Genomic DNA, 19,713 nt, shown 5'->3' with positions numbered 1-19,713 from the left:
GGCCTGCGGGGCCCTGCATGAGTCGCAGGGCCCCGCACGCTTGCTAAACTTGTTTCAACCAATCCACCCCTATCTCACTGGGAGCATCATGGGACGTATCGTCGTCGAGGTCATGCCCAAGCCCGAAATCCTTGACCCGCAGGGCAAGGCCATCGGCACCAGCCTCCGGCACCTGGGCTTCGAGGGTTTCTCGGTCCGGCAGGGTAAGCGCTTCGAGCTGACCTTCGACGGAGAGCCCACGGACGAACTGCTCGCCAAAGTGCAGGAGGCCGCCGACACCCTGCTGTCGAACTCCGTGATCGAGAACGTCGTGTCCGTCGCCGCGGATGAGGACGCCTCTGCGAACGCCGAGGCCGCCAAGTGAGCGACCGGAGCACCCTGACCGCCGGCGGCCCGCTGATCGGTGCCGCAGCCTCGGAGGCCCCGCTGGCCGGCGCCCAGGACATCCGGGTGGGCGTTGTGACCTTCCCCGGCACCCTGGACGACCGGGACGCGGCCCGCGCCGTCACCCTCTCCGGCGCCACCGCTGTGCCGCTGTGGCACGCGGACGCCGACCTGCACGGTGTCGACGCTGTGGTCCTGCCCGGCGGCTTCAGCTATGGGGACTACCTGCGCTGCGGGGCGATCGCCAGCTTCGCCCCTGTGATGTCCAAGGTGATCGACGCCGCCAATGGCGGAATGCCGGTGCTGGGCATCTGCAATGGCTTCCAGGTGCTGTGCGAATCGCATCTGCTGCCCGGTGCCCTGGTGCGCAACGACCACCAGCACTTCATCTGCCGCGACCAGGTGCTGCGCGTGGAGAACACGCAGACCGCCTGGTCCAATCAGTTCACCACCGGCGAGGACATCGTCATCCCGCTGAAGAACGGCGAGGGCGGTTTCCAGGCCGAAGCGCACGTGCTCGAGGAGCTGGAGGAATCCGGCCGCGTGGTCTTCCGCTACCAGGGCGTCAACCCCAATGGTTCGCTCAACGACATCGCGGGTATCACGAACGAGCGCGGCAATGTGGTCGGCCTGATGCCCCATCCGGAGCACGCGGTGGAATCCGGCTTCGGCCCCGACACCGCCCGCGGACCGCGTACCGGCCTGGACGGCCAGGGCTTCTTCACCTCGGTGATCGCCGCCCTGGTCAACGCCTGATGGCCAAGAAGAGCCTGCCCCTCTCCCCTGCCCTGCAGGAACTGGTCGACCGAGCGGCGTTCCTGTCGACCGAGGTGCAGGCCCACTTCGGCCAGCTGGTCGGCGATGCCGACTGGGAGGTCGACTTCGGCGCTGCGGTCCCGGTGCTGGAGTTCGCCCGCGGCGAGGGCGAACCGCTGCGCCTGCGCGTTCATTTCATCGGCACGCAGGCCACAGCGCCGGCCACCTGGCACTCCGGTTGGGACAATGTCAACGAGTTCCCGGATGCCGTAGTGGACCTGACCGGTGCGCTGCGCGCCTACGGTGAGGCACACGAGGTCCCGGAACTGTCCGATGTGGAGTTCTCCGCCGATACGGAGCTGACCCATGCGGTGGCGCTGGCCGCGAAGCTCGTGACCGATCACTGGGCCCACTATCCCGCATCCACCGGGCCGCAGACCACCGCCTGGCTGCTAGTCGACGGGGCCGAACTGGCCCTGGACGCCCCGCAGATCAGACCCCTGGTCTTCGCCATCGCGGGCGCCCTGCAGCAGGGCCAGGTGAAGAACCACCGGGCCGCGCTGGAATCCTATGCGCGGCTGCGCGGCTTCGCCTGCGCCGCCCTGCCCGATGGCACCGTGCGGGTGCTCGCGGCCGACGGTTCGGCCGATATCACCTTCGATGAGCTGGACCGGTTGACCAACTGCCAGGTCGCCCAGCCCCTGACCGACGAGGCCGCGGCCCAGCTGGCGGCGGCCGGTGACGTGGCGCCCGCGGCGACACTGGAATGGGACCTCGGCCCGGTTGCGGCTGCGCAACAGGCCGCAGACGCCCCGGCCGTCGAGGAGCCGACGGTGGTCGAAGCGCCGGAGCCCGTCGTCGAGGAGCCCGCAGCGGCCCTGGAGACACCCGTGCAGGAGCCGGCACAGCCCCAGCCGGAACCTCGGCCGGAGCCGGTGGCACCCGCACAGGAGCAGGCGCCCGCGGAACCGCAGCCGGCGCAGGAGCAAACCCAGCCGGACGAGCCGAAGAAGAAGGGCTTCTTCCGCAAGCTGTTCGGCCGCTGATAGCACAACTTCGCTTGACAAGACAACTTGGTGTTGTACGACACGTGTACGCTACCGTGAGCTCGACGACATCAGCAAGGAATATTGTCAAGCGAGGTTGAGAACATGCACACCCGGACCAAACGGCGTGGCACACTACTCACGGCACTGGCGCTGGCCTGTGGCCTGGCGTTGAGCGGTTGCGGCGCCAGTAACTCCACCGATGACTCGGCGGCCGGCGGGGACGACTCCTCCGGCGGCAAGGACTGGGGCGACTGCACCCCGGCCGCCGATGCCAAGGACATGGGCAGCGAGAAGCCGGGCGACGGGGAGAAGACAGACCTGACGGTCGCAGCCTTCAACGGCTGGGACGAGACCATCGCCACCGCCTATCTGGCCAAGCACGTGCTGGGCGAATACGGCTACAACGTCACCGTGAAGAAGTTCGACCTGGCGCCGGGCTACGTTGCCACGAGCAACGCCGATGTCGACTGGATGTCATCGACCATGCTGCCGGTGACGCACAAGCCCTATATCGAGAAGTACGGCGACAAGCTCGAGGCCCAGGGCTGCTGGTACGACCAGGCGAAGAACACGATCGCAGTCGACAAGGACTCGCCGGCGAAGACCATCGAGGACCTGAAGTCGATGGGCGATCAGTACGGCAACAAGCTCTACGGCATCGAAGCCGGCTCCGGGCTGATGGATGCCACCAAGGACAAGGTCATCCCCGACTACGGCCTGGACAATATGAAGCTCATCGCCTCGTCCACCCCGGCGATGCTGACCCAGCTGCAGAAGTCCACCAGCGCGGGCGAGCACGTGGCCGTGACCCTGTGGCACCCGCACTGGGCCTACGACAAGTTCCCGGTGCGCGACCTCGAGGATCCCAAGAAGGCGCTGGGCGAGAACGAGAAGCTCTACACCATGTCGCGCACGGGCTTCACCGATGAGCACCCGCTGCCCGCCCAGATCCTGAAGAACCTGGCGCTGACGCCGAAGAACCTGGAGGGCCTGGAACGCGTCATGGCCGCCCCCGAGGAATTCGACGGGAAGAACCCGGAGAAGGCCGTGGCCAAGTGGGCCAAGGACAATCCGGACTTCATGCCCGATTGGAAGTCGGGCAAGCTCACCGCCAAGGAGTAATCCACGGTACCCATCTTCTGGCACGGCTACAGCCGGCTGCTCGCATGCGCGGCAGCCGGCGTTGTCGTGTCTCAGGGGATCGGCGCAGTACTCGTGTTCGACTGGAGTTATTCCATTGCCTGGTATGGGCTGGTCTTCCTCGTGGTCTTCGCGCTGTGCGCCCTGCTGGTGGCCGGGATCTGGCGGGTGTTCAGCCCCCGGCTGCACGAGGCCTCGGCCCTGGTCGGGACCCTGCTGCTCACCGCCGGGGTGCTGATCGGCAATCCGTGGTGGGTGCCCGGGTACAGCACTGAGACCCCGGAAGGCAGCTATTTACGCGGGGCCTTCATCGTCATGGTCCCGATCTTCTTCCTCACCGTGTTGGTCTTCTGCGGCTGGAAGATCTGCGCACTCATCACTATGCGGCGGGCGCGCAGTGGCCGCAGCTCGGGTGGGCGCCGGCGGCAGTACATGCCCGACAGCGCAGGAACTGCCGCCGGCAGGACTGATCGACGCAGTTGACGTAGTCGGCGGTCGGCTTGCCGCATTCCACGCAGGTTCCCAGTGACCGCGCGTTCGGCCCGAACTCCTGGTGCATGCGCTTGTCGAAGACGTAGAACGAACCGTCCCACAGGCCGTCGGTGCCGCGGGCCTCGCCGTAGCGGACGATCCCGCCGTCGATCTGGTAGACCTCCTGGAAGCCGCGGTTCTTCATCAGCACACTCAAGACCTCGCAGCGGATCCCACCGGTGCAGTAGGTGATGACCGGCTTGTCCTTGAGCTCGTCGTACTTCCCCGATTCCAATTCGGCGACGAAGTCCCTAGTGGCCTCGGTTTCGGGCACTACGGCGTCGGCGAAACGGCCGATCGCCGCCTCCATCTCATTGCGCCCGTCGAAGAACACGACCTCGCCGCCCTGGGAGGCAAGTCCTCGTTCGGCGACCAGTTCGTCGACCTGGGCCGGACTCAAGTGGACGCCGCCGCCGACCACACCCGATTCGTCGACGACCACCTCCGCGGGGTGGCCGAAGGTCACCAGTTCGTCCCTGACCTTGACCGACAGCCGCGGGAAATCATCGCCCACACCATCGGACCACTTCACATCGGCGGCCTTGAACGGGGTGTACTCCCGCATGGCGCGCACATATTTCTTGACATCCGGCAGGTCCCCGCCCAGGGTCGCGTTGATGCCCTGGGCGGACACGATGACCCGGCCCCTCAGGTGCAGGGAATCCGCCAGGGTGTGCTGCCACAGGCGGATCGCCTCGGGATCGGGCAGCGGGGTGAAGACGTAGAAGAGCACGATTTTCGGAATCGACATGGACTCGATTCTAACGAGCGGGCCCACCTCCCTAGACTGTGAGTCCATGAGCTTCTACTTCACCCGCACCGGCGATGACGCCTATCGTGCAACGGAATTGGTCGCCGGCGCCTGGAACCCGGACGAACAGCACATCTCCCCCGTGCTGGGCCTGCTGGTCCACCTGCTGGAGACCGACCACGCCGCCCGCCGGGAGGCCTCCGGCGCGCCCCGGCTGCAGCTGGGGCGGATCTCAGCGGACATCTTCGGCGTGGTCCCCGTCGACGAGTTCACCTACGACCTGCGCGTGCTGCGCCCGGGCCGCAGCATCGAACTGGCCGAGGCCGAACTGCGCTACGGAGGGCGCACGATCGTGCTGCTGCGCGCCTGGTTCGTCCAGGCCGCTGACACCGCCGGCCTGGCCGGCTCTCCCTTCGTCCCGATCCCCTCGGTCGACGAGACCCCGGAGTTCGATTCGACCACGGTCTGGCCGGGTGCCTATATCGCCAGTTTCGAGGCGCGCCGCACCCAGGTGGAGCCGGGCCACGCCCACTTCTGGCTGCGCACCCCCGTGGATCTGGTCGACGATGCCCGGGCCTCGGCCCTGGCCAGGGCGGCGGGCCTGTTCGACACCGCCAACGGCATGACGGTGCGCCGCGATCCGCGCGAGGTGGCATTCCCCAATGTGGAGCTGACCGCCTCACTGTTCCGGCAGCCCTTCGCACCCGCCGCTGGAACCGGCCCGGACACGCAGAAACCCAGCCGGGAGAGCCCCTGGCTGGGTTTCAATACGCGCGTGTCCTTCGGGCCGACCGGGCTGGGTCTGACCAGCTCGGTCCTGCACGATCAGGACGGGCCCTTCGGAACCCTCAATCAGACCCTGACCGTGCGGCCCTGAGAGTTACTTCTCGGCGGCGTCCTTGTCCGCGTCCTCGGCCGAGGATTCGACCTGGGCGTCGACCGGGGCGTCCGCGTGGTGGGAGATCGAGATCTTCTTCGGCTGGACCTGCGCATAGGCCCCGGCCACCCGGACCGTCAGCACGCCGTTGACGTAGTCGGCCGTGATCGCGTCCTCGCCGACCTTCGCCGGCAGGGTCGCGGTGCGGCTGAAGGAGCCGTAGCGGACCTCGCGGACACCGTCGCCGCTGGTCTCATCGCGGCGTTCGCCGGAGACGGTCAGCGTGCGCCCGTGTAGTTCGATGTCGATGTCCTTCTCCGGGTCCATCCCCGGCAGGTCGACCCTGATGACCAGGTCCGCGCCGTTGCGTTCGGTTTCCAGCGCCGGAATGAAGCCCTGGGTACGGTCGGCCACGGCCACGCCCGGCAGGGAGCGCAGCACGTCGTCGATCACAGAGAACGGACGGAACGGATTGATACCGGTGTTTGCCATTTCCAACATCTCCTTGGAGTAGGTGAAATTCTTTCCGCCACCCCGGTGCTTGTATCACCTCGGTGGCTACATGAGGTGTAACCACTTGAGTGCCCGCGGTATTCCAAAGTTGAGCGACTTTCTGTCAACTTCTTTCCACGGCACGGGCCGCTAGAATAGTGCCCATGCGCGTCGAAAGGACCCTCGCCTGACATGTCGAACACCCCCGAAGCCTCCGCGATGACTCCGGAATCCCAGACCAAGAAGGTCAAGGAAACAGTCGAATTCGCAGCCGCCCACCCGGACGTCGAACAGCCGTTCGCCGAACTCGGACTCAAGGCCAACGAATACGAAGAGATCAAGAAGATCCTGGGCCGGCGCCCCACCAGCGCGGAACTGGCGATGTATTCGGTCATGTGGTCGGAACACTGCTCCTACAAGTCCTCCAAGGTCCACCTGGGCAAGTTCGGCGACCAGGTCACCGACGAGATGAAGGAACACCTGCTGGTCGGCATCGGCGAGAACGCCGGCGTCGTCGACATCGGCGACGGCTGGGCCGTGACCTTCAAGGTCGAATCCCACAACCACCCCTCCTATGTCGAGCCCTACCAGGGCGCCGCCACGGGCGTCGGCGGCATCGTGCGCGACATCATCTCGATGGGCGCGCGCCCGGTGGCCGTGATGGACCAGCTGCGCTTCGGCGCCATCGACCACCCCGACACGAACCGCGTGGTCTCCGGCGTGGTGGCCGGCGTGGGCGGCTACGGCAACTGCCTGGGCCTGCCCAATATCGGCGGAGAACTGGTCTTCGACGCCTGCTATCAGGGCAATCCCCTGGTCAACGCCCTGGCCGTGGGCGTGATGCGCCATGAGGACATCCGTCTGGCGAACGCATCCGGTGTAGGCAACAAGGTCGTGCTGTTCGGCGCTCGGACCGGCGGCGACGGGATCGGCGGCGCCTCGATCCTGGCCAGCGAGTCCTTCGACGACTCCAAGCCCTCGAAGCGCCCGGCCGTCCAGGTGGGCGACCCCTTCGCGGAGAAGGTCCTGATCGAATGCTGCCTGGAGCTCTTCCACGCCGGCGTCGTCGAGGGCATCCAGGACCTGGGCGCAGCCGGCATCAGCTGTGCCACCAGCGAACTGGCCTCCAACGGCGAGGGCGGTATGCGCATCGCCCTGGACGATGTGCTGCTGCGCGACCCCACGCTGACTCCCGAGGAGATCCTCATGAGCGAGTCGCAGGAGCGCATGATGGCCGTCGTCACCCCCGATAAGCTCGACACCTTCATGGAGATCGTGGACAAGTGGGAGGTCGAGACCTCCGTGCTCGGCGAGGTCACCGGCGACGGGCGCCTCGTCATCTCCTGGCACGGCGACGTCATCGTCGACGTGCCCCCGCGCTCGGTGGCCCATGACGGCCCGGTCTACCACCGCCCGTTCACCCAGCCGTCCTGGACGGAATCGACCGCCGCGGACACCACCCGTGCCGCGGGCCTGGAGCGCCCGGCCGACGACGCGGGCCTGGAACAGACGCTCAAGGACCTGCTGGCCAGCCCCAATCTGGCCGATCCGGAATGGGTGACCGACCAGTACGACCGCTACGTCCAGGGCAACACCGCCTTGGCCGCACCCGATGACGCCGGCGTGATCCGGGTCGACGAGTCCACCAACCGCGGCATCGCGATCGCCACGGACGCCAATGGCCGCTACGCCTATCTGGATCCGGCGCGCGGCGCCCAGCTGGCCCTGGCCGAGGCCTACCGCAACGTCGCGACCTCGGGCGCGCGCCCGATGGCCGTCACCGACTGCCTGAACTTCGGTTCCCCGGAGGACCCGGAGATCATGTGGCAGTTCGATCAGGCCACGACCGGCCTGGCCGCGGCCTGCAAGGACCTGGGCGTGCCGGTGACCGGCGGCAATGTGTCCCTGTACAACCAGACCGGCGGCGTGGCCATCCACCCGACCCCGGTGGTGGGCGTGCTGGGCGTGTTCGACGACGTCACCCGCGCCACCCCGGCCGGCTGGCGCGAACCAGGGCAGACCATCTACCTGCTGGGCACCACCGCCGACGAGCTCGACGGTTCCGCCTGGGCCGACGTCGCCCACGGCCACCTGGGCGGCGTACCCCCGGAGTTCAAGCCCGAGGTCGAACGCGAACTCGCCGACATCCTCATCAACGCCTCGCGCGACGGCATGCTCGATGCCGCGCACGACGTCTCCGAGGGCGGCATCGCCGTGGCCGTGGCCGAGGCCTGCATGCGCTTCGGGACCGGCGCCCGGTTCTGGCTCGACGAGGTCTGCCGGCGCGACGGCGTGGACCTGTTCACCGCACTGTTCTCCGAATCGTCCGCCAGGGCCATCGTCTCGGTGGCCCGCAGCGAGGAGGTCCGGTTCAAGGACATGTGCACCGCACGCAACTTCCCCTTCGCCCGGATCGGCATGACCGACAACGGCGAAACGGGTGCCCCGACGTTGGAGCTGGCCGACCACTTCACCATCCCGGTCGCCGAACTCTCGCGGATCAACAAGGAGACCCTGCCGAAGCACTTCGGCTGACACCCGGAGGAATCCGGACACAGGGGCCAACCACACGGTTCCAAACACGGGGGCCGGGGAGCGTACAGCGCTCCCCGGCCCCCGTCGCATCCGCCCGCCTATTCGGTCGTCAACCGCAACAGCTGAGCAACGGAGTCGAGTGCCGCCTCGGCCGGAGCGGAGCCGGCCAGCACGAACTGCACGATGACGCCCTGGAGCATGGCGACGATGCCGGGGACCAGGGCCGCGGCGTCGGCCCGCGCCCGCTGCTGGGAGGCACCGCGGTGCTGGACGAACCAGCGCACCAGATAGGCGCCCAGCTGGGTCCGGATCCGGTCGAGCACACCCGTGGCCAGGGCGCGGAAGGATTCGGACCTGGCGCCCTCGGCCCAGATCTGCACCACGATCGAGGGCATGCCATCGCGGACCAGCAGTCCGCGCACCAGATCGGGGACGATGCGCGCCGGCGGGTCCAGGACCTCGGCGCCCGTTGCCAGGTCCAGGGCTGCGAACCGGCTGTCGAGGACCTCGTGCGCGATGTCGATGGCCAGCTCTTCCTTGCCCGAGTAGTAGACGTACACGGCCCCGGCGGACAGACCGGCCTCCCTGACGATATCGGCCATCGAGGCCCCGGCGAATCCGCTGCGCACGATGCACCGCTTGGCCGCGTCGCGGATCCGTGCGCGCATCGCGTCCTTGTGCTCCTGACTGACCTTGGGCATCGAGACCTCCGACTCACTTCCATAAAAACGAATGGTCATTCTTGACAGCCAGCTTACCCGGCCCAATAATGAACGAGTATTCGTTTTTTAGGATTCACGTCATCACAGATCCGAGGCTCCCATGTCAACTCCCACCCGGCCCACGGGCCGCTCCGCGCACTGGCTGCGCGCCTGCGGCATCGCCGTTCTGGCCGCCGCCATCGTCTCCCTCATCCTGCTGGCCTTCAGCTGGCCGACGGTGACATCGCAGGCGAAGAACCTGCCGGTGGCCGTCGTCGGCGACGCCGAGCAGCGGGCCCAGTTGAGCGCCCAGCTGCCCGCCGACACCTTCGAGGTGCACGGGGCGCAGAGCCGGGAGGAGGCCGTCGGCATGATCCAGCGGCGCGAGGTCTACGGCGCGGTGGTGCTCGGGACCGAACCCGAGGTGCTCATCGCAGGCGGCGGATCCCCCGCGGCCGGCACCGCACTGCGCACGCTGGCCACCCAGGTCCAGCTCCAGCTCGACCAGCGGGCACTGGCCGCGGGGACCCCGGCCGAGCGCGTCCCGCACATCACGACCACCGACGTCGCCCCGCTGAGCCCCGACGACCCCACCGGCTCCGGGATGGCGATCACCGGCCTGCCGCTGGCCCTGGGCGGAGTGGTCGGCGGCGTGCTCATTAGCCTGCTGGTCACCGGCCGCAGGCGGCGCGCCGCCGCGGTCCTGGCCTATGGAGTGGTCGGGGGCCTGGCGCTGACGACCATCCTGCAGAGCTGGTTCGGCATCCTGCAGGGCCCATTCTGGCTCAACGCCCTGGCGATCGGCCTGACGGTAGCCGCGACCGCAGCGCTCATCAACGGACTCGTCTCCACCATCGGCACACCCGGCATCCTGCTGGGCGTGGTCATCACCGTGCTCATCGGCAATCCGATCTCCGGGACCAGCGCACCCCAGGAGTTCCTGCCCTGGCACTTCGGCGCGATCGGCCAGTACTTCGTCCCCGGGGCGGGCGGCAGCCTGTTGCGCAGCCTCTCGTACTTCCCCGACGCCCCTCGCGCCCGCGAATGGTGGGTGTTGACAGCCTGGCTGCTCGCCGGCGGTCTGCTCATCCTGATCGGACATCTGCGGGCCCATGCCGGGCAGCGACGAACCGCGGCGGTGCACTGAGGGGCGGCCGGGTTCGCGTAACCGGGATTGTGACGCCGGCCGGCTGTCATAATCCCGGGCCTGTGCCATGCTGGGAGTCATGACTGAAATCCTGACGAGCCATGCCGGCTCCCTGCCCCGCAATGACGCCCTGCTGGCCGCGAACAGGGCCAAGAACGAGGGCACGGGCTCCCCCGCCGAATTCAACGCCCTGCTGGCCGAATCCGTCGACGAGATCGTCGCCAAGCAGAAGGCGCTGGGCATCGACATCGTCAACGACGGCGAATACGGCCACACCATGGCCGAACAGATCAACTTCGGTGCCTGGTGGCATTACTCATTCCAGCGCACAGGTGGACTGGGGCTCGCCACCGGCGGGGCGCGCGAGGCCGAACCGGCCCCCGCGGCACCGGGCAAACTGGCCCTGGCCACCTTCACCGAACGCCGTGATCGGCAGCTGTTCGCCCAGGCGTACGCCGACGAAGAGGCCTCGATCCACCCGCGCGCGGGCCTGCCCTTCCCCGTCATCACCGGCCCGCTGACCTATATCGGGCAGGAGGCCGTCGCCACCGACATCGCGAACCTCAAGGCCGGCCTGGCCGCCGCCGGGATCGACGAATCGCGCGGGTTCATCAACTCCCTTGCCCCTGGTTCGGCCGCCCGGATCGGCAACACGTACTACAAGACCGATGAAGAGGTCGTGTGGGCCTGGGCCGATGTGCTCCATGAGGAGTACAAGGCGATCACCGACGCCGGCCTGACCGTCCAGGTCGACGACCCCTCGATCGCCGAGTCCTGGGACCAGATCGACCCCGAACCCGCGCTGTCGGACTATCGCGCCTTCATCCAGGTGCGCATCGACGCCCTGAACCACGCACTGCGCGGAATCGATCCGGCGCTGGTCCGCTTCCACACCTGTTGGGGCTCCTGGCACGGCCCGCACGTGACCGACCTGCCGTTCGCGGACTTCGTCGACCAGGTGCTCACGATCAACGCGAACGGACTGACCTTCGAGGCGGCCAATGCCCGCCACGAACACGAATGGACGATCTGGCGCGATGTGAAGCTGTCCGATGGCAAGTACCTGATCCCCGGCGTCGTATCGCATTCGACCAATGTGGTCGAACACCCGGAACTGGTCGCCCAGCGCATCGAGCGCCTCGCGAAGCTGGTGGGGCCGGAGAACGTCGTGGCCTCCACCGACTGCGGCCTGGGCGGACGCGTCCACCCGCAGATCGCCTTCGCCAAGCTGGAGTCCCTGGCTGCGGGAGCAGACATCGCCTCCCGCCGTCTGTGAACCCGAGACGTGACAAACGGTACGGGGCCGCGCAGGGTCTGCGCGGCCTCGGCCCCGGGGTTCGTCCGGTAAGCTAATATCATGTCCGCCGCCGTCTCCACCGACCCCCAGGGAAAAGCACAGGCCACAGCACAGGTCGCCTCCCAGCGGGGCAAGCGCATCGGCTTCGCCCGGCACCTGAAGCTCTACATCGATGCCGTCAAGCCCGGCATCGTGATGAGCAACACCCTGGTCACGGCGGCCGCCTACACCTTCGCGACCCGGCACTTCGATCCGGTGGTCTTCCTGGCGCTGATCCTGGGGACCGCCTGCATCATCGGTTCGGCGTGCGTGGTCAACAACCACTTCGACCGGGAAATCGACGCGCGAATGGCCCGGACCGCCGGCCGCGGCCAGGTCACCGGCTTCATCAGCCCCTTCGCCGCGACAGCCTACAGCTATGTACTGGGCATCGCCGGTGTGACGATTCTGGGCACCATGACCAATTCGCTCACCTGTGTCCTGGGCGTGATCGGCTGGGTCACCTACGCCCTGGTCTACACCTGGTCCAAGCACCACACCGTGCACTCGACTCTGATCGGCACCGTACCCGGCGCGATTCCGCCGGTTGCGGGCCTGACCGCAGGTGGGCTGGGCCTGGGTTGGGAGGCGCTGGCGCTGTTCCTGCTGCTGGTCGCCTGGCAGCTGGTGCACTTCTTCGCGATCTCGATCCGTCGGCGTGACGACTACGCCGCAGCTGGGGTGCCGGTGGCGGCCGTAGCGTACGGCGTCACCCCCACCAAGCGCCTGATCCTGGCCACCGCGATCCTCAACCTGGCGGCCAATGTCCTCATGGTCTTCGGCGCTCACATCTCCGTCTGGTGTTCAGCCGTCCTGCTGGTCTTCGCCGTCTACTGGCTGGTCGTGTGCGCACTGGGCCAGAGGGCCAAGACCGATGCGATCGCTTGGGCATCCCGCGTTTTCAAGATCTCCCTGCTCGACATCATGCTCATCTGCGCGGTCCTCGTCATCGAACCCTGGCTCCGCTGATTCTCCGCTCCCCTTTTTGAGTTCCACTCCGAGGTTCCACCGCCCAACACGGCTTCGGCGCCGGCCGGTATAGTGGGATGGTGAATCTTCATAGGGCGAGGCGCGCAGTTCTGACCTGCCTTGTGGTCGGCGCCCTCCTCGCCGGATGTGCAGCACCGCGCGACGATATCGACGTCGATCGCCTCCCGCCGGATTCCTACCCACTGGAGCCGCTGACAGCAGACGGCGATGATGTGCCCAATGACGATTTGAGCGATGAGCTCGTCATCGAGTGGAACCACTACGCCATCGTGGACGAGCACCGTATTCGCGTGTCCTTCACGGCAGGACCGAGCGAATGCTGGGGCACCAGGGCCGTGGTCAGGGAGACGAACAAGCGCGTCCAGATCGCTGTCGTCCAGGGCACCGTGCCGTGGCTGCAGATCGGTGAAGAATGCAGCGCCGAAGTGCGCGAGGCCACGCTATTGATCGAAACCGAGTTCCCGATCGCCGCCAAGAAAGTCGTGCCGTGGGCGGACCCACCATTCCTGCACAGTGCCGCATGAGTGAAGGGCCTAGAAGTCTTCTTCCCAGTCGGTGATGATCTCGCGGTCCGGTTCATCGTCCGGCTGGTCGTCGGCCAGACGCAGGAACTCCACATGGGACTCGTAATTGGCCAGCACATCGGCGATCAGCTGTTCCTCCGTGAAACCCAGCACGTCGTAGCCGCGCGAGCCCTCCGCCGTGAAGACCTCCACCCGGTAGTACTCCTCGGCCTGTGCCCGCCCGGAGCGTAGGGCGAAGCGCGGCACCTCGCAGGCTACCGGATAGAGCTGATAGGAGAACGGCTCACCATCGGGGAACTCGCGGACCAGCTGAACCTGGTGCAGGCCGCCGGGGGCGACCTCGGCCCGTTCGACCTGTGCGGTGGCCCCGGAATCCCGCAACTCGCCGGCGACCTTCTCCAGCGCCGAGGTGGCCGTCGTGTCGATGAACCGGGCGGTCGCCTGGGCACCGGGGTAGTTCGTCAGGCGCCGCAGGCGGGCGCGCCACGACATGCCCGAGGTCCCCGAGAGCTGGCCGGGCATCGAGACCAGGCGGCCGGCGGCGTGGCTGGCCTCCTGGCGCAGCGCCCGGTACAGGGCGATCATCACCAGATAGAGCACGATGGAGAACGGCAGCCCGATGATGAGCGTGGCCCCCTGCAGGGTGGACACCCCGTCGACGATGAGCATCGCCAGTGTCAGCACGCCGGTGAGCACCGACCAGAACACGCGCAGGCGCTTGCCCCCATCGGATTTCGGGTCGTGCAGGTGGCTGGAGAAGTTCGCCAGGACCAGGGCGCCGGAGTCCGCAGAGGTGACGTAGAACAGCAGGCCCACCACGGTCGCCAGGCCGATCACGAAGGGCGCTCCGGGATAGTGTTCCAGCAGCGCGTAGAAGGCCTGCTCGGGGGCATTGGCCGCGGTGTTCGCCAGGTCAAGGTCCCCGTCCATGATCAGGCGCAGAGCCGAATTGCCGAAGACGGAGATGAACACCGCGATGAAGACGAAGGGCACGACCAGCACGCCGAAGACGAACTGGCGGATGGTCCGGCCGCGGGAGATGCGCGCCAGGAACAGGCCCACGAAGGGCGCCCAGGCGATCCACCAGGCCCAGAAGAACAGCGTCCACTGGCTCATCCAGGCGCTGTTGTCGGTGAAGGGGAAGACGTTGAGCATGAGCTCGGGGAACTTCGCCACGTAGTCGCCCACATCGGTCACCAGGGCGTCGAACAGGAAGCCCGCCTGCCCGGTGGCGATGACGTAGACCATGAGGACCACGGCCAGGATGACATTGAGTTCGGACAGCCTGCGGATGCCCTTGTTGACGCCGGAGACGGTGGAGATCGTCGCCAGCAGGACGGACAGCGCGATGAGCACCGCCTGCCAGAGGATCGACTGGTCGATGCCGAACATCAGGTGCAGGCCCCAGTTCAGCTGGACCACACCGATGCCCAGGCTGGTCGCGATGCCGAAGATCGTGCCCAGCACGCTGAGCACCTCGATGCCGTTGCCCAGCCCGCCCCCGGCGTGGCGTCCCAGCACCCAGGACAGGATGGAGCGCATGCTCAGCGGCATCCCGCGCCGGTAGGCGAAGTAGGCGAAGGCCGCCCCCATCAGCGCATACATCGCCCAGCCGGTGATGCCGTAGTGGAACAGGGTCCACACGATCGCCATCCGCGCCCGGTCCCCCGGCGCCGTGGCGGGGTTCAGCGGGTCGTCGACGTGGCCCTGGGGTGGGTCGAGGAACTGTGCTGCTGGTTCGGACACGGAGAAGAACATGAGGTCGATGCCGATGCCGGCGGCGAACAGCATCGACGTCCAGGTGAACATGTTGAACTGGGGCTTGGCGTGGTCCGGGCCCAGTTTGATCCGGCCCGAGGACGAGGCCGCGATGAACAGCACGAAGCCGATGACGATCGTGGCGGTGGCGATGTAGTACCAGCCGAAGGTCCGCGAGACCCAGTCGACGATGGTCGTGAGCACCGTGTGCGCACTGCCGGGCGCCGCAATCGCCCAGACGGCGATGGCGACGATGATGGCGGCCGAGGTCCCGAAGACCGGCCAGTTGACTTTGGGTGTGTGCGGTTCCGCTTCAAGCGGTCCGGCGGTCGTGGAAGACATCGGTTAACAAGCTTAGTGACCTGCCCGCCCGATATCAGGGCAAACGGGAAGAAACCTTGTGAACGTGAGCAATCAAGCAGACACCGGCCACACCACCGCGGGCCTCACCGCTTCCGCGCGCGCCAGCGGCCCACGCCCGTGTAGACCAGGGCGGCCAACAGGATCACGTAGAGGACGACCGCGATGGGCGACTGGAAGAAGACTGCCAGGCTGCCATCGGAGGACAGCAGGGCGTCGCGCATATTCGTCTCCGCCAGGGGCCCCAGCACCATGCCGATCATCAGCGGCGCCAGCGGCACCCCGTAGCGGCGCAGGATGAAGCCCAGAATGCCGATGCCCAGCAGCATGCACAGATCGAACACCGAGGCGCTGGTCGCGTAGATGCCCAGCCCGCAGAACACCGCGATCCCCGCGTACAGATACGGCCTGGGGATGAGCAGCAGCTTGGCCCACAGCGGTGCGAAGGGCAGGTTGATGACCAGCAGCACGATCATCGCGATGAAGAAGCTGGCCAGCAGGCCCCACACCAGGTCGGGCGCCCGGTCGAACAGCAGGGGCCCGGGCTGCAGGCCGTACTGGCGGAAGGCCGCCAACATGATCGCAGCCGTCGACGAGATCGGCAGGCCCAGGGCCAACAGGGCGCCCATGGCGGTGCCGGTGGTCGCATTGCCGGCGGCCTCGGGGGCGGCCAGACCGCGAATCGCGCCCTTGCCGAACTGCGGGTCCTTCCGGCGCGTATCCAGCTTGCGCTCCAGGCCGTAGGCCATGAAGGTCGGCACATCGGCACCGCCCACCGGGATGACGCCGAAGGGCAGGCCGATCGCGGTGCCGCGCAGCCAGGCCGGGGTCGCCTCGCGGAACTCGGACTTCGACAGGAAGGGCCTGCCAGAGGCCCGGATCTCCGCGCGGTTGGGATCGCGGCGGATCCGGCTGGCGATGAAGAAGACCTCGCCCAGGGCCAGCACTGCCACGGTCACGGTGACCAGCGAGATCCCGTCGAACAGGTTCTGCACGCCGAAGGTGAAGCGTTCGGTGCCGGAGACGGAGTCGATGCCGATGACCGAGATCCCGATGCCCAGCACCAGCGCCACCAGGCCCTTGAGCACGGAGTCCGCGACGACCGAGGAGGTTGCGGCGAAGGCGAACAGCGCCAGGGCGAAGTACTCGGCCGGGCCGAAACTGGCCGACAGGTCCGCGAGCACCGGTGCCAGGAAGACCACGACGACACAGGAGATGAACCCGCCGATGAACGCACCGATCGCCGAGGTCGCCAGGGCCTGCGGGGCGCGCCCGCTCAGCGCCATCTTGTGGCCCTCGAAGGTCGAGGCGATGGCCGATGACTGGCCGGGCGTGTTCATCAGGATCGCCATGGTGGAATCGCCGAACAGCCCGCCGAAGTACACGCCGGCGAACATGATGAATGCGCCGGTGGGGTCCAGGGCGAAGGTCAGGGGCAGCAGCAGGGCCACCGCCATCGAGGAGCCCAGGCCGGGCAGCACGCCCACCGCGGTGCCCAGCAGACAGCCGACCAGCACCCACAGCAGGTTCATCGGGGTGAAGGCGTGGCCGAAGCCGTCCATCAAGTGCATGAGCGCATCCATCAGATGCCACCTCCCAGGATGCCGGTGGGCAGATTGAGCCCCAGCAGGATGTCGAAGGCCAGGTAGACCAGGGATGAGAAGGTCAGCGCCAGGGTCAGGTCGAACAATGGCCTGCGCGATCCCATCGAGCGGGCCACGCACCAGAACAGGGCGGCGGCGGAGATGATCCAGCCGGCGGGCACGATCAACGCCGCGAAGATCGCGAATCCGGCCACCGCCCAGGCCAGGGCTGCGAAGTCCGAATGGGTCCGGTGCTTGACGTCCTTCCTGGCCGCCTCGTACTGGGCACTGCGCTCATCCGCCGAGGCCCCCGCCGGTTCCAGCCGGGAGGCGGCGACCGCGGAACTTCCCGGGTCGGCGAAGGCGCGGGCGGTCTCCTCGGCCCGTTCCGCCCTGGCCGCGGCGAGCGCGGGCGAGGCGTCGTCGGTTGCGGCCATCGCATCGTCAGGGGTGTCGTCGACCGTCTCGGGGTGGCGGATGATCGCCACGGCCAACAGGACGGCCAGGATGTAGCAGGCGATCATGATGAGCATCGGGAAGAAGGTGGGGCCGGGCCAGTCGGTGTCCTCGGCCACGTCCATGGTCAGGATGCCGATGAGCAGATAGGTGGCGAAGGCCGCGACGATGAGCGGGACGAGCAGACCGGAGCGGCCCTCCCACCAGGTGCCCTTGCCCCACCGGTGGGCTGTGATGAACGTGCTCATAGTCCCAGCTCCTTGAGGATCTCGTCGGTCTGTTTCTGATCTGCTGCGATGAAGGATTCGAATTCCGGGCCGGTCAGCCAGACGTCCGTCCACTGATTGCGTTTGAGGGCGTCCTGCCAGGCCTCGGACTTCCTGGTCGCATCGAGGATGTCGATGAGCTGGGCCCTCTCGTCCTCGCTGATGCCCGGGGCGCCCAGATAGCCGCGCCAGTTGGTCATCGTGACCTTGTGGCCCTGTTCGGTCATGGTGGGGATGTCGATTCCGGCGATCCGCTTGGGTGCGGCCAGTCCGAGGGCCCGCACGCGCCCGGCCTCGACCTGGTCGGAGACCTCGTTGTAGCCGGTGCAGGCGAAGTCGGTGGTGTGCGAGAGCAGGGTCGCGATGGCTTCACCGCCACCGGATTTGGGGATGTAGGTGATGGTGCCGGGGTCGATGTCGTTGACCCGGGCGATCTGGGCGACGGTCAGATGGTCGATGGAGCCGGCCGAGCCGCCGGTCCATTTGAACTTCTTGCCCGACTTCCAGTCGCCGACCAGCTGGTCCATGGACTGGTACGAGGAGTCGTTGGCGGTGATGAGGACGTCGTAGTCCTCGGCCACCCGGGCCAGCAGGGTCGCATCCTTGTAGCCCACAGGCGACTTGTTCAAGGCGATGCCGCCTGTCATGGCCGAACCGGTGGCCAGGACCGTATCGGCCCGCCCGTCCATGGTGGCGAACTTGCCCAGGCCGATCGTGCCGCCGGCGCCGGGGATGTTGAGCACCTGCGCATTGTTCGTCACCCCCGACAGGCGCATGGCCTGCTGGGTCTCCCTGGCGAAGCCGTCCCAGCCGCCGCCGGCTCCGGCGGGTGCGATCAGGGTCAGATTGGCCGACAGGTCGCCGGCGGCGGCACCCTTCTTGATCGAGAAGCCCGTTGCCGTGGACACCGCGGCCACTGCCAGCACGCCATAGGCGAGATAGCCGAACCGACGGCGGGTCAGATGCGAATCCTGGGTCATCATTGGTCCATTCATCCTGATGAAATTGCGACTGCGTCAGTCTATGCACACAGGATTCTCTAAGACAACCCGAATCAACGGCAGTCGCGGGCTGCGATGACTGCGAAGGCGAACCCGAACATCAGCACGAACAGTTCGCAGGCCACCGCGACGCTGAACACCATGAGGCCAGCACCGGCGCCCAGCCAGATCCAACCGGGCACGCCCAACACCAGGGCCGCCGCGATGATCCACGGCATCGATTTCACATAGATCATCGCGGCGGTGTGCCCGTGCTGCCAGGCCTCATCGGACTTACACGTCGCCTGGGTGCGCAAGCCGCCCCGCCCGTCACGCCTCAGGCGCCCGACGGCGGCACTGCGCACCGGCAGGTAGACGCCCAGGCCCAGGGCTACGGTGACCAGGGCGAAGACCGCGGCGCCCACATCGAGGATCATCGCGGACCCGCCTGGGGCCACGCCCCGGGCTGCGGCGGGGCCCCGCCCCGGTCGAACAGCCGGGCGAAGTAGAGCAGCGCAATGTACCAGGCTGTGGCGCCCACCGACAGTGCGGTGTTCAGCCAGGGGGCCCAGGTGTATTCGCGCAGGCCGACGGTGATGCCACTGCTCAGGGCCTGGACCACGCCCATGACGACCGCGGCCACCACACAACCGCAGACCACCACGGCATAGGACACGATCCCCCGGTTGCGGACCACCGGCCAGGCGCACAGGAACAGGCAGGTCGCCACAGTGGAACTGAGCAGGAGGATCAGGCTGTATCCGCGCACGGCGCCGGCCCCTCCACCGGTGAGGACGGAGCCCATGAGCACGCTCACCACCATCGGCACGATGAGGCGCAGACCCTCCGCGCACACCACCAGGGCCCCTGCGATCACGCGCCGCACCGTCACCGTGCCCGGCACGGTGCACACCGCTACGAGCGCCAGGATCAGGCAGATGAACACCACCAGGAGGTTCAGGGCTCTCAAGGCCTGCGATAGGACCGTGAGCCGGCCGGGGTCGGCCAGTGAGTAGACCACGGACGTGGCCAGCGAATACACGACGGGCAGGGCCAGCGCAATGCAGAACAGAACGCGTGCGGTGCGGATGGGCATG

The 19,713-nt window shown here is 67.5% G+C and carries 20 protein-coding genes; 11 read left to right on the top strand and 9 right to left on the bottom strand.

All coding sequences use genetic code 11. The features are described from left to right. Positions 1-88 precede the first annotated feature (88 nt). The 5 genes from purS to NQ034_RS06960 all read left to right on the top strand — a co-directional run bounded on the left by purS (position 89) and on the right by NQ034_RS06960 (position 3,812). On the top strand, positions 89-364 hold the full coding sequence (gene purS / locus NQ034_RS06980) for a phosphoribosylformylglycinamidine synthase subunit PurS (RefSeq protein ID WP_257047882.1): 276 nt from the start codon (positions 89-91) through the stop codon (positions 362-364). A gap of 32 nt (positions 365-396) precedes the next feature. Beyond that, the gene (gene purQ / locus NQ034_RS06975) at positions 397-1,140 is read left to right on the top strand and encodes a phosphoribosylformylglycinamidine synthase subunit PurQ (protein ID WP_306427882.1); all 744 of its coding nucleotides are present in this window, start codon (positions 397-399) and stop codon (positions 1,138-1,140) included. Then, positions 1,140-2,186 (top strand): DUF6882 domain-containing protein, encoded by a 1,047-nt coding sequence (locus tag NQ034_RS06970; protein WP_257047881.1) that lies wholly within the window; start codon positions 1,140-1,142, stop codon positions 2,184-2,186. The genes purQ and NQ034_RS06970 overlap by 1 nt, the downstream gene beginning before the upstream one ends. Positions 2,187-2,291: 105 nt before the next feature. Further along, positions 2,292-3,311, top strand: a complete 1,020-nt coding sequence (locus NQ034_RS06965; protein ID WP_257047879.1) for a glycine betaine ABC transporter substrate-binding protein — start codon at positions 2,292-2,294, stop codon at positions 3,309-3,311. Positions 3,312-3,377: 66 nt separating this feature from the next. Next, positions 3,378-3,812, top strand: coding sequence for a hypothetical protein (locus tag NQ034_RS06960; protein ID WP_257047878.1), 435 nt, complete (start codon positions 3,378-3,380; stop codon positions 3,810-3,812). Here the strand turns inward: NQ034_RS06960 and trhO are convergent. Next, the gene (gene trhO, locus NQ034_RS06955) at positions 3,709-4,611 is read right to left on the bottom strand and encodes an oxygen-dependent tRNA uridine(34) hydroxylase TrhO (RefSeq protein WP_257047877.1); all 903 of its coding nucleotides are present in this window, start codon (positions 4,609-4,611) and stop codon (positions 3,709-3,711) included. The two genes, NQ034_RS06960 and trhO, sit on opposite strands and share 104 nt — an antisense overlap. Positions 4,612-4,657: 46 nt before the next feature. On the opposite strand from trhO, the gene NQ034_RS06950 reads away from it, so the two are divergent. Beyond that, positions 4,658-5,488 (top strand): thioesterase family protein, encoded by an 831-nt coding sequence (locus NQ034_RS06950; RefSeq protein ID WP_257047876.1) that lies wholly within the window; start codon positions 4,658-4,660, stop codon positions 5,486-5,488. Positions 5,489-5,491: 3 nt separating this feature from the next. Here the strand turns inward: NQ034_RS06950 and NQ034_RS06945 are convergent, their stop codons facing one another. Further along, positions 5,492-5,980 (bottom strand): Hsp20/alpha crystallin family protein, encoded by a 489-nt coding sequence (locus NQ034_RS06945; RefSeq protein WP_257047875.1) that lies wholly within the window; start codon positions 5,978-5,980, stop codon positions 5,492-5,494. Positions 5,981-6,172: 192 nt separating this feature from the next. Here NQ034_RS06945 and purL point away from each other — a divergent pair, with 192 nt between their 5' ends. Then, positions 6,173-8,515 carry a phosphoribosylformylglycinamidine synthase subunit PurL gene (gene purL, locus NQ034_RS06940; RefSeq protein ID WP_257047874.1) on the top strand — a complete coding sequence of 781 codons (2,343 nt, stop codon included), beginning with the start codon at positions 6,173-6,175 and terminating at the stop codon, positions 8,513-8,515. Positions 8,516-8,613: 98 nt separating this feature from the next. Here the strand turns inward: purL and NQ034_RS06935 are convergent, their stop codons facing one another. Further along, positions 8,614-9,216 (bottom strand): TetR/AcrR family transcriptional regulator, encoded by a 603-nt coding sequence (locus tag NQ034_RS06935; protein WP_257047873.1) that lies wholly within the window; start codon positions 9,214-9,216, stop codon positions 8,614-8,616. Between the two features lie 121 nt (positions 9,217-9,337). Here NQ034_RS06935 and NQ034_RS06930 point away from each other — a divergent pair, with 121 nt between their 5' ends. From NQ034_RS06930 to NQ034_RS06915, 4 genes are all read left to right on the top strand, one after another. Beyond that, entirely contained in the window at positions 9,338-10,363 is a 1,026-nt protein-coding gene (locus NQ034_RS06930; RefSeq protein ID WP_257047872.1) for a YhgE/Pip domain-containing protein, read from the top strand. Positions 10,364-10,442: 79 nt separating this feature from the next. Then, positions 10,443-11,639 (top strand): cobalamin-independent methionine synthase II family protein, encoded by a 1,197-nt coding sequence (locus NQ034_RS06925; RefSeq protein WP_257047871.1) that lies wholly within the window; start codon positions 10,443-10,445, stop codon positions 11,637-11,639. Between the two features lie 81 nt (positions 11,640-11,720). Continuing rightward, positions 11,721-12,668, top strand: coding sequence for a heme o synthase (cyoE, locus tag NQ034_RS06920; RefSeq protein WP_257047870.1), 948 nt, complete (start codon positions 11,721-11,723; stop codon positions 12,666-12,668). A gap of 122 nt (positions 12,669-12,790) precedes the next feature. After that, the gene (locus NQ034_RS06915; protein WP_257047869.1) at positions 12,791-13,213 is read left to right on the top strand and encodes a hypothetical protein; all 423 of its coding nucleotides are present in this window, start codon (positions 12,791-12,793) and stop codon (positions 13,211-13,213) included. A gap of 9 nt (positions 13,214-13,222) precedes the next feature. Here the strand turns inward: NQ034_RS06915 and betT are convergent, their stop codons facing one another. The 6 genes from betT to NQ034_RS06885 all read right to left on the bottom strand — a co-directional run bounded on the left by betT (position 13,223) and on the right by NQ034_RS06885 (position 19,712). Continuing rightward, positions 13,223-15,313, bottom strand: coding sequence for a choline BCCT transporter BetT (betT, locus tag NQ034_RS06910; protein ID WP_257047868.1), 2,091 nt, complete (start codon positions 15,311-15,313; stop codon positions 13,223-13,225). A 104-nt stretch (positions 15,314-15,417) separates the two neighbouring features. Beyond that, positions 15,418-16,914: a tripartite tricarboxylate transporter permease gene (locus tag NQ034_RS06905; RefSeq protein ID WP_257047867.1), complete on the bottom strand. Its 1,497-nt coding sequence runs from the start codon at positions 16,912-16,914 to the stop codon at positions 15,418-15,420. Beyond that, positions 16,914-17,618 carry a tripartite tricarboxylate transporter TctB family protein gene (locus NQ034_RS06900; protein ID WP_257047866.1) on the bottom strand — a complete coding sequence of 235 codons (705 nt, stop codon included), beginning with the start codon at positions 17,616-17,618 and terminating at the stop codon, positions 16,914-16,916. The genes NQ034_RS06905 and NQ034_RS06900 overlap by 1 nt, the downstream gene beginning before the upstream one ends. After that, positions 17,615-18,619 carry a Bug family tripartite tricarboxylate transporter substrate binding protein gene (locus NQ034_RS06895; protein ID WP_257047865.1) on the bottom strand — a complete coding sequence of 335 codons (1,005 nt, stop codon included), beginning with the start codon at positions 18,617-18,619 and terminating at the stop codon, positions 17,615-17,617. Before NQ034_RS06895 ends, NQ034_RS06900 begins: the two co-directional genes overlap by 4 nt. A 71-nt stretch (positions 18,620-18,690) precedes the next feature. Further along, entirely contained in the window at positions 18,691-19,053 is a 363-nt protein-coding gene (locus tag NQ034_RS06890) for a hypothetical protein (RefSeq protein ID WP_257047863.1), read from the bottom strand. Continuing rightward, positions 19,050-19,712, bottom strand: a complete 663-nt coding sequence (locus NQ034_RS06885; protein WP_257047861.1) for a hypothetical protein — start codon at positions 19,710-19,712, stop codon at positions 19,050-19,052. Before NQ034_RS06885 ends, NQ034_RS06890 begins: the two co-directional genes overlap by 4 nt. Between the last annotated feature and the right edge of the window lies 1 nt (position 19,713).

This window comes from Brevibacterium moorei (genome assembly GCF_024580735.1).
GTDB lineage: Bacteria > Actinomycetota > Actinomycetes > Actinomycetales > Brevibacteriaceae > Brevibacterium > Brevibacterium moorei.
The sequence above is the reverse complement of the archived record's forward strand: the minus strand, read 5'-3'. Positions and strand labels throughout refer to the sequence as shown.